The 8,659-nt window shown below is 64.8% G+C and carries 6 protein-coding genes and 1 riboswitch; of the genes, 5 read left to right on the top strand and 1 reads right to left on the bottom strand.

Annotated features, from left to right (window positions below; genetic code table 11):
- Positions 1-390 precede the first annotated feature (390 nt).
- The 4 genes from E3O45_RS04275 to gcvP all read left to right on the top strand — a co-directional run bounded on the left by E3O45_RS04275 (position 391) and on the right by gcvP (position 5,768).
- Positions 391-999: a DNA-3-methyladenine glycosylase I gene (locus E3O45_RS04275; protein WP_092450450.1), complete on the top strand. Its 609-nt coding sequence runs from the start codon at positions 391-393 to the stop codon at positions 997-999.
- Between the two features lie 33 nt (positions 1,000-1,032).
- Positions 1,033-1,128: riboswitch (glycine riboswitch) on the top strand.
- Between the two features lie 155 nt (positions 1,129-1,283).
- On the top strand, positions 1,284-2,447 hold the full coding sequence (gene gcvT, locus E3O45_RS04270) for a glycine cleavage system aminomethyltransferase GcvT (protein WP_134442013.1): 1,164 nt from the start codon (positions 1,284-1,286) through the stop codon (positions 2,445-2,447).
- Between the two features lie 26 nt (positions 2,448-2,473).
- Positions 2,474-2,860, top strand: a complete 387-nt coding sequence (gene gcvH / locus E3O45_RS04265; RefSeq protein WP_092450303.1) for a glycine cleavage system protein GcvH — start codon at positions 2,474-2,476, stop codon at positions 2,858-2,860.
- 7 nt (positions 2,861-2,867) lie between these two features.
- The gene (gene gcvP / locus E3O45_RS04260) at positions 2,868-5,768 is read left to right on the top strand and encodes an aminomethyl-transferring glycine dehydrogenase (RefSeq protein ID WP_134442011.1); all 2,901 of its coding nucleotides are present in this window, start codon (positions 2,868-2,870) and stop codon (positions 5,766-5,768) included.
- Between the two features lie 9 nt (positions 5,769-5,777).
- On the opposite strand, the gene E3O45_RS04255 is transcribed toward gcvP, so the two are convergent.
- A complete protein-coding gene (locus tag E3O45_RS04255; protein ID WP_134442009.1) occupies positions 5,778-6,569 on the bottom strand; it encodes a CPBP family intramembrane glutamic endopeptidase in 792 nt (263 codons plus the stop codon).
- Positions 6,570-6,891: 322 nt separating this feature from the next.
- Here E3O45_RS04255 and E3O45_RS04250 point away from each other — a divergent pair, with 322 nt between their 5' ends.
- Positions 6,892-8,550, top strand: a complete 1,659-nt coding sequence (locus E3O45_RS04250) for an ABC transporter substrate-binding protein (RefSeq protein ID WP_241979009.1) — start codon at positions 6,892-6,894, stop codon at positions 8,548-8,550.
- Positions 8,551-8,659: the final 109 nt, after the last annotated feature.

The raw sequence follows: 8,659 nt of genomic DNA, 5'->3' as shown, positions 1-8,659 counted from the left end.
ATCATCACGACCCTGCATCACCCCAGTCTTAACGACCACGAGCCAACCCCCGGCAGGCGCGCCTTAAAAAAAGCGAAACCACACCCAAAGTTGTTCAGCAGACTCCTAGTGACTCACACGCCGATGTCGCGTTGGTGCAGGGCGATGGCTGCCGCCGCCGCCAGTAGGAGCGAGACGGCGTAGAACACGACGATCGTCGTCACGTTCACCCCGGTGCTCAGCGGGCTGTCACCGAACGCCCAGAAGTACGGACTCAGGATGTGCAGCCAATCCAGGTTCGCACTCTGATCGCCGAGCGCATTGAAGACGTCTCCTTGGCTCTGGCTGCGACTTTAGTCCTCTCGCTCACCTCGGCCGCCGCCTGTGGCGAGCGGTGTTCTAATGGACTGGATGACAGAAATCCCACCAGCCTCCGGCGCCATCGTCGGTCCCGACGGCCTCGCCCGACCCCGGTGGGCTGCGGTCGACCCGATGCTCCGCGACTACTACGACACCGAGTGGGGTATTCCGGTGCGCTTTGAACACGCCCTGTTCGAGCGCATCAGCCTCGAGGCGTTCCAATCCGGGCTGTCCTGGGCGATCATTCTGCGCAAGCGCCCCGGTTTTCGTGCGGCATTCGCCGACTTCGACCCTGACCGGGTCGCTGCCTTCGACGAGGACGACGTCGAACGCCTGCTGAGCGACGCGGCGATCGTACGCAACCGCCTCAAGATTCGCGCGACGATCACCAACGCCCAGGCCACCGTCGCGCTGCGCGAGCAGGGCGGACTGGTCGACTTCGTCTGGGGGTTCCAGCCGAACGAAACCCCGCAGCCGCGAACGCAGGCAGACGTGCCGACCAGCTCCGAGGCATCCGTTTCGCTCGCGAAAGCCCTCAAGAAGGTCGGCTTCGTCTTCGTCGGACCGACCACGATGTTCGCCCTGATGGAGGCGATCGGCATGATCGATACCCACCTGCTGGACAGCCATCGACGCGGAAGCAGCGGAGTGTGGGGCTAGGCTGAGCGCTACCACAACTGAATATCGGGCTATATGGACGGTGCGGGAGAGTTCGGCGCGACAGCGTGCGAACACCGAAGGAGCAATCCTCCCCGACAATCTCTCAGGTACTCGTACCGCATCGAACTGGCCACTCTGAAAAGTAGATTGTGTGTGCCTGACAATCTCGCCCACGGTGAAAGTCAGCGCCCGCGCTGGTGAAGCTCTCAGGCACGAGCGACAGAGGGGGAGTTCCCACGCGGCTCAAACGAGCCGTACACACCGCCCTGTGACCCGGAGAACTCATGACCACGGCCGATTCCAGCACCCCCGACTCCACCGATTCACGAAATACCGAACGCTTCTCCCCGCTGCACCAGGCGCACGTCGATGCCGGTGCCAGCTTCACCGACTTCGCCGGCTGGCAGATGCCGGTGCGCTACTCCAGCGATCTCGCCGAGCACCACGCCGTGCGCAACGCGGCCGGCCTGTTTGACCTGTCCCACATGGCCGAAATTCTGGTCGAAGGCACGGATGCCGCCGCCTACCTCGACTACGCGCTGGCCGGCGAGCTCTCGGGTATCGAACTCTGGCAGGCCAAGTACAGCCTGCTGCTGGCCGAGAACGGCGGCATCATCGACGATCTCGTCGTCTACCGCCTCGATGAAACCAAGTTTCTGGTTGTGGCCAACGCCGGCAACCGATTCGCCGCGTTCGACGCGTTGCTCGCCCGTTCCGAAGGCTTCGCCGTGAGCGTCGTTGACCAGAGCGACGACTACGCGCTGATCGCCGTGCAGGGTCCGAACGCCCTCGCCATTCTGCGCGCCACCGGCGGTGTCACCGACGTCGGCACCGACCTGCTGTTCATGAAGTATTACCGAATCACGGATGCCTTCTTCCGTGGCCAGCCGCTGCTGGTCGCCCGCACCGGGTACACCGGTGAAGACGGTTTCGAGCTCTACCTCGCGGCCGACCAGGCCCGTGAACTCTGGGACGCACTCGTGGTCGCCGGCGCCGACCGAGGCCTGGTGCCGGCTGGGCTGGCCAGCCGCGATACCCTCCGCCTCGAGGCTGGCATGCCACTTTACGGTCACGAATTGACCCTCAACACCTTCCCGGTCCAGGCCGGACTCGGCCGCGTCGTCAACCTGAAGAAGGAGAACGACTTCGTCGGCCGAGCGGCCAGCGTTGCGGGGCCGGAGGCTGGGGCATCCGTTTTGGTCGGTCTGATTGCCGCTGGCAAGCGTGCCGGACGCGCGGACTACGAGATCTTCCGCAGCGTCGACGCGGAAAACGCCGACGGCGTCATCACCAGCGGCGCCCTGTCGCCGACCCTCGGTTACCCGATCGCCATGGCCTACGTCAGCCCCGACCTCGCCCGTCTCGGCACCGAGGTCTACGTCGACGTGCGGGGTACCCGCATTCCGGCGACCGTCACCTCGCTCCCCTTCTATAAGCGCGTCAAGTAGACCCTCACCCTGCGAAAGGCAATCCCATGACAAACACATCTTCGCTTCAGCCGTCCGAACTTCAATACACCGCCGAGCACGAATGGGTTTTAGTCGACGGCAGCGTCGCGACCGTCGGCATCACCGCGTATGCCGCCGAAAAGCTCGGTGACGTCGTTTTCGTCGAACTGCCGGGCGTCGGCAGCACCGTCGCCAGCGGCACGGTCGTCGGCGAAATCGAATCGACCAAGTCGGTCGGTGAACTGTTCGCTCCGGTCAACGGCACCGTCACAGAAACCAACGACGCCGTCGTGGACAGCCCCGAACTGGTCAACAGCGACCCCTTCGGCGCGGGCTGGCTGATCAAGGTCGAATTCGAGACTCTCCCCACGCTGCTCAGCTTTGCCGAGTATTCCGCCCTGATCGGGGAGTAGACGCACTATGAGCCAGGCTTTCACTCAGCGTCACATCGGAACGGATGCCGACGCCCAGTCCCACATGCTCGCCACGCTCGGCTACGACTCGGTGGAACACCTCGTCTCCGCCGCCATGCCCGCGTCGATCCACGCCGACCTGTTTCGGCAGGACGGCGACAGCGCCCTGCCGCCCGCCGCAACCGAGAGCGAGGCCGTCGCGGAGTTGCGCGCCCTCGCCGGCCGCAACACGGTCAAACGCTCGATGATCGGCCAGGGCTACTACGATACGTTCACGCCCGCCGTGATCAAGCGCAACGTGTTCGAAAACCCCAGCTGGTACACCGCCTACACGCCGTACCAGCCGGAAATCTCGCAGGGCCGGCTCGAAGCCCTCATCAACTTTCAGACCATGATCGCCGACCTCACCGGGCTGACCACGGCCAACGCGTCGATGCTCGACGAGTCAACGGCAGTCGTCGAGGGCATGCTGCTCGCCCTGCGCGCGTCCAAGTCGGGCTCGCGCCGATTCATCGTTGACACGGATGCCTTCCCCCAGACGCACGCGCTGCTCGCCAATCGCGCCGCCGTACTCGGCATCGAACTCGTCCAGGTTGACCTGAGCGAGCAGACCACGGCCGAGGATCTCGGCGACTATTTCGGTGTCTTCGTGCAGTACCCGTCCAGCTCCGGTCGCATCTGGAACCCTGAGGGCGTCATCGACCTGGCGCACGAACACAAGGCGCTCGCCGTTGTGGCCGCTGACCTGCTCGCCCTCACCCTGCTGAAATCGCCCGGCGACCTCGGCGCCGACGTCGCCGTCGGCACCAGCCAGCGCTTCGGTGTGCCGATGGGCTTCGGCGGACCGCACGCCGGCTACATGGCCGTGCGCAAGGGACTCGAACGCCAGCTGCCCGGCCGCCTGGTGGGAGTGAGCGTGGACGCCACCGGCCACCCCGCCTACCGCCTCGCCCTGCAGGTACGCGAACAGCACATTCGCCGCGACAAAGCCACCTCGAACATCTGCACCGCCCAGGTGCTGCTCGCCGTCATGGCCGGCATGTATGCCGTCTACCACGGGCCCGAGGGCCTGAAAACGATCGCCACCCGGGTGCACGAGCGGGCCGGTGCCCTCGTCGCCGCCCTGCGCGCGATCGACGTCGACGTGCTCACCGACGCCTTCTTTGACACGTTCCGGATCAACGTGCCGGCGGGCGCCGCCGAGGTCGTCGCGAAGGCAGCCGCGAGCGGCTACAACCTGCACCAGGTCGATGAGAACATCATCAGCGTGTCGGTGGATGAGACCACCACGCTTGCCGACCTCTCTTATATCGTCGGAGCGTTCGGCGGCCGCTCGGCATTCGGCCACGTCGACTTCGACGCCGTGCAGCACGGGCTGCCGACCGATCTCGAACGCACCAGCGATTTCCTCACCCACCCGGTGTTCAACACGCACCGCTCCGAGACCAGCATGATGCGTTACCTCAAGCGCCTCGCCGACTACGATTATGCGCTCGACCGCGGCATGATCCCGCTCGGCTCCTGCACCATGAAGCTCAACGCGGCGAGCGAGATGGAGGCCGTCAGCTGGCCCGAATTCGCCGGAATCCACCCATTCGCACCGCGCGCCGACGTCGAGGGCTACCTGCACCTGGTGCGCCAGCTCGAAACCTGGCTCACGGATGTCACCGGTTACGACTCTGTGTCGCTCCAGCCGAACGCCGGCAGCCAGGGCGAACTGGCCGGGCTGCTCGCCATTCGCGGCTACCACCAGTCCAATGGGGAGAGTGCCCGCACGGTCTGCCTGATCCCGTCGAGCGCGCACGGCACCAACGCGGCATCCGCTGCCCTGGCCGGCATGCGTGTCGTGGTCGTGGCCTGCGACGAGCTCGGCAACGTTGACCTGACCGATCTGCACGCCAAGATCGCCGAGCACGCCGCCGATCTGGCCGCGCTCATGATCACCTACCCGTCCACCCACGGCGTGTATGAGCACGAGGTCGCCACCATTTGTGCGGCCGTGCACGCGGCCGGTGGCCAGGTTTACGTCGACGGCGCCAACCTCAACGCGCTGCTCGGATTCGCGCGGTACGGCGATTTCGGCGGCGATGTCTCCCACCTGAACCTGCACAAAACCTTCTGCATCCCGCACGGCGGCGGCGGGCCGGGCGTCGGCCCGGTTGCGGCCAAGGCGCACCTCGCGGCGTTCCTGCCGGGGCATCCGCTTGCCCAGAGTGACGAGCATTACCTGCTCGGCAGCGGGGGAGCCTCGGCCACCGTCGTGCACGCCGGCGGACCGGTCTCGGCCGCGCCCTACGGCAGCCCGAGCATCCTGCCCATCTCCTGGGCGTATGTGCGCATGATGGGCATCGATGGCCTCAAGCAGGCTACCGGCGCCGCAGTGCTCGCGGCCAATTACGTCGCCAAGCGCCTGGAGAACAGCTACCCGCTGCTCTATTCCGGCGAAAACGGCCTGGTCGCACACGAGTGCATCCTCGACCTGCGTCCGCTCACCGCGGCCACGGGGATCAGCGTGGACGACGTGGCCAAACGCCTCGTCGACTACGGCTTCCACTCGCCGACGATGAGTTTTCCGGTCGCCGGCACGCTCATGGTCGAGCCCACCGAGAGTGAAGACCTCGGCGAAATCGACCGCTTCTGCGACGCCATGATCGCGATCAAGGCTGAAGCGGATGCCGTCGCCGCCGGCCGCTGGCCCGCCGACGACAACCCCCTGCACAACGCTCCGCACACCGCGCAGTCCGTGATCGAGGGGGAGTGGGAGCATCCCTACGACCGGGCAACGGCGGTGTATCCGCTGGCGTCGCTCGTGCGCAACAAATACTGGCCTTCGGTCCGTCGCATCGACAACGCCTACGGCGACCGCAACCTGGTCTGCGCCTGCCCGCCGCCCGAGGCCTTCGAGTAGGGGACGGGGCTAGCTGGCCGGGGCGAGCAGTCCCGGCCACCAGGCCAGCGCGAGCGGGTACCCGACGAACGAGAGAATGTCGAGCAGCCAGTGCGTCACCACGAGCGGCATGGTGCGCCCCCAGCGGGTGTAGCACCAGCCGAACACGACTCCCATGGCCACGTTGCCGAAGAACGGTCCGACGCCCTGGTACAGGTGGTAGCTGCCACGCAGCACGGCTGAGCTCAGAATGATCGTCCAGATCGACCAGCCGAGCTCACGCAGCCGGGTGAACAGGTAGCCGACCACGATGATCTCCTCGACCAGCGCCGCCTTCAGTGCGGCGAACACGAGAATGGGGATGGTCCACCAGAACGTGTCGAGCGGTGAGGGTACGACGGCCACGGTGAAGCCGAAGGCGCGCCCGGCCAGGTAGAGCGCGAGCCCCGGAATACCGATCACGAGCAGCAGCCCGAACCCGCCGAGTAGGTCCTTACCTGGCCGGGTCAGGTCGAAGCCGAGCCGGGTGAACGGGTTCTGCCCGGGCTTCCAGAGCAGAAACAGCACCAGCGCTACCGCTGCGAGCCCGAACGTGATGCCGAGAAACTGGTAGGTGAAGTCGAGCCACTCCCGCGGCGACTGCGAGCCGTTGATCGTCGCTGATTGGTCGGCGAGCGGTGTTACATCGGTGAGCCGGGCCACGATCGACACGATCGAGTAAACGGCCGACGCCCCGAGCGACAGCGCGAGCACTATGCCGATCTCCCAATACAACGGTGAATTTCCGAGCCGGGAACGGTGCGGGGCGGATGCTGGCGGCATGGCCCTATCCTGCCACCCCGGCATCCGCAGACGCTCGCGTCGCGATCGCGGGGGAAGCATCCGTTCGAAACCCGCCCCGCAACATATGTGCAAAATGACAGTATGTGACGCTCAATAGTTGTCAGATAGATTGCGCGTCTGTAAAATTTTTCACCGTATTGCCCAATCTGGATAAGTAACAAACTAGGGTCGTAACAACCCCCCAATGTTGCGCCGGTGCTTTCGCGGTCAAAATTGGGTTGACTCTATTGGCGCGTGACACGGTCAAGAGCGGTGTCACGCGCCCTTTTGTGCATTGGAGCAGGAATTGAAAATCAGGAGAATGGGCATTGTTGCCATCGCTCTCGCGTCGACCGGAGCCCTCGTGCTCTCGGGTTGCGCTGGAGAATCAACGACATCGGCTGACGGCACCGCGATCATCACGACGAACGGCAGCGAGCCGCAGATGTCGCTGATCCCGACCAACACCACCGAGGTGGGCGGCGGAAAGATCATCACGTCCATCTTCGCCGGCCTGGTCTCGTACTCGGCCGACGGCGAGATTCAGAACGAGGTCGCCGAGTCAATCGAGTCCGACGACGCCACGACCTGGACCGTCACGCTGAAAGATGACTGGACTTTCACCAACGACGAGCCCGTCACGGCATCGTCCTTCGTTGATGCCTGGAACTATGGCGCGCTGTCCACCAACGCGCAGGGTTCCTCCTACTTCTTCGACAACATCGTCGGCTACTCCGACGTCTCCAACATGATCGACGACCCGACCGGCGCGACCGACGAGGACGGCAACGTTCTTCGCGTTGCCTCGCCGCTTGCCGAGACCATGTCCGGCCTGACGGTCGTCGACGACACCACGTTTACCGTGGAGCTCGCCGGAACCGAGGCCGACTGGCCGCTCCGCCTCGGCTACACGGCCTACTCGCCGCTGCCCGAGGTTGCTTTCGAAGACATGGATGCCTTTGGTCAGAACCCGATCGGCAACGGCCCGTACGAGCTCGCGAGCGAGAACGCCTGGGAGCACGAGGTGCAGATCGAACTCGTCACCAACCCGGACTACGCGGGTGTGCGCACCCCTGCCAATGATGGATTAACCATCATCTTCTATGCCTCCTTCGATGCCGCTTACGCGGCCGTGCAGGGCGGCGACCTCGACGTGCTCGATGCCATCCCCGAATCCGCCCTCGCGAGCTACGAGTCGGACTTCCCGGATACCTTCATCAACGAGCCCGCCGCGGTATTCCAGGCCTTCAACATGCCGTACTACCTCGAGCACTGGTCCGGCGATGAGGGCAAGCTGCGTCGCGCCGCCGTCTCCATGGCCATTGACCGCGCCGAGATCACCGACGTCGTCTTCCAGAACACCCGCACCCCCGCCACCGACTTCACCTCCCCGGTTATCGATGGCTACTCCGATTCCCTCGCGGGTTCCGAAGTGCTCGAATTCAACCCCGAAGAGGCCGTCGCACTCTGGGCCGAAGCCGATGCCATCTCGCCGTATACCGGCACCTTTGACATCGCCTACAACGCCGACGGACCCCACCAGGTCTGGGTCGACGCCGTCGTCAACAGCGTCAAGAACACCCTCGGCATCGACGCAGTCGGCAAGCCGTACCCGACCTTCGGCGCTGCACTTGAAGACCGTGACGCTCAGGCACTGACCGGTGCTACTCGCGCCGGCTGGCAGGCCGACTACCCGTCGCTGTACAACTTCCTTGCGCCGCTGTACCAGACCGGTGCCGGCTCGAACTACGAGGGCTACAGCAGCGAGGCATTCGACACGCTCCTGAAGGAAGGCGCCGCGGCGTCCAGCGTTGAAGAAGCCACCGCCAAGTACGTCGAGGCTCAGGAAGTCCTGCTGCAGGACCTCCCGACCATCCCGCTGTGGTACCAGAACACCTCGGGTGTCTGGTCCGACACGGTCAGCAACGTTGAGTTCGGCTGGGATTCCGTGCCGCTCTACCACGCGATCACCAAGAACTAATAGTTCGTTCCTAGTTCGTCGTTACGAGAGGCCCGGGGGTCATTCCCCGGGCCTCTCGAGTTCCGCTTAATGATTGCGAATCTTTCATGCACTCGACTTCACCCGTGCC

Origin of the sequence: Cryobacterium sp. TMS1-20-1, from assembly GCF_004402355.1 — a bacterium.
Taxonomy (GTDB): domain Bacteria; phylum Actinomycetota; class Actinomycetes; order Actinomycetales; family Microbacteriaceae; genus Cryobacterium; species Cryobacterium levicorallinum.
The sequence above is the reverse complement of the archived record's forward strand: the minus strand, read 5'-3'. Positions and strand labels throughout refer to the sequence as shown.

Excerpts from the sequence above, each read along its gene's own strand:
- E3O45_RS04275 (WP_092450450.1), top strand. The coding sequence starts at position 391 with ATGACAGAAATCCCACCAGCCTCCGGCGCCATCGTCGGTCCCGACGGC.
- gcvT (WP_134442013.1), top strand. The coding sequence starts at position 1,284 with ATGACCACGGCCGATTCCAGCACCCCCGACTCCACCGATTCACGAAAT.
- gcvH (WP_092450303.1), top strand. The coding sequence starts at position 2,474 with ATGACAAACACATCTTCGCTTCAGCCGTCCGAACTTCAATACACCGCC.
- gcvP (WP_134442011.1), top strand. The coding sequence starts at position 2,868 with ATGAGCCAGGCTTTCACTCAGCGTCACATCGGAACGGATGCCGACGCC.
- E3O45_RS04255 (WP_134442009.1), bottom strand. The coding sequence starts at position 6,569 with ATGCCGCCAGCATCCGCCCCGCACCGTTCCCGGCTCGGAAATTCACCG.
- E3O45_RS04250 (WP_241979009.1), top strand. The coding sequence starts at position 6,892 with ATGGGCATTGTTGCCATCGCTCTCGCGTCGACCGGAGCCCTCGTGCTC.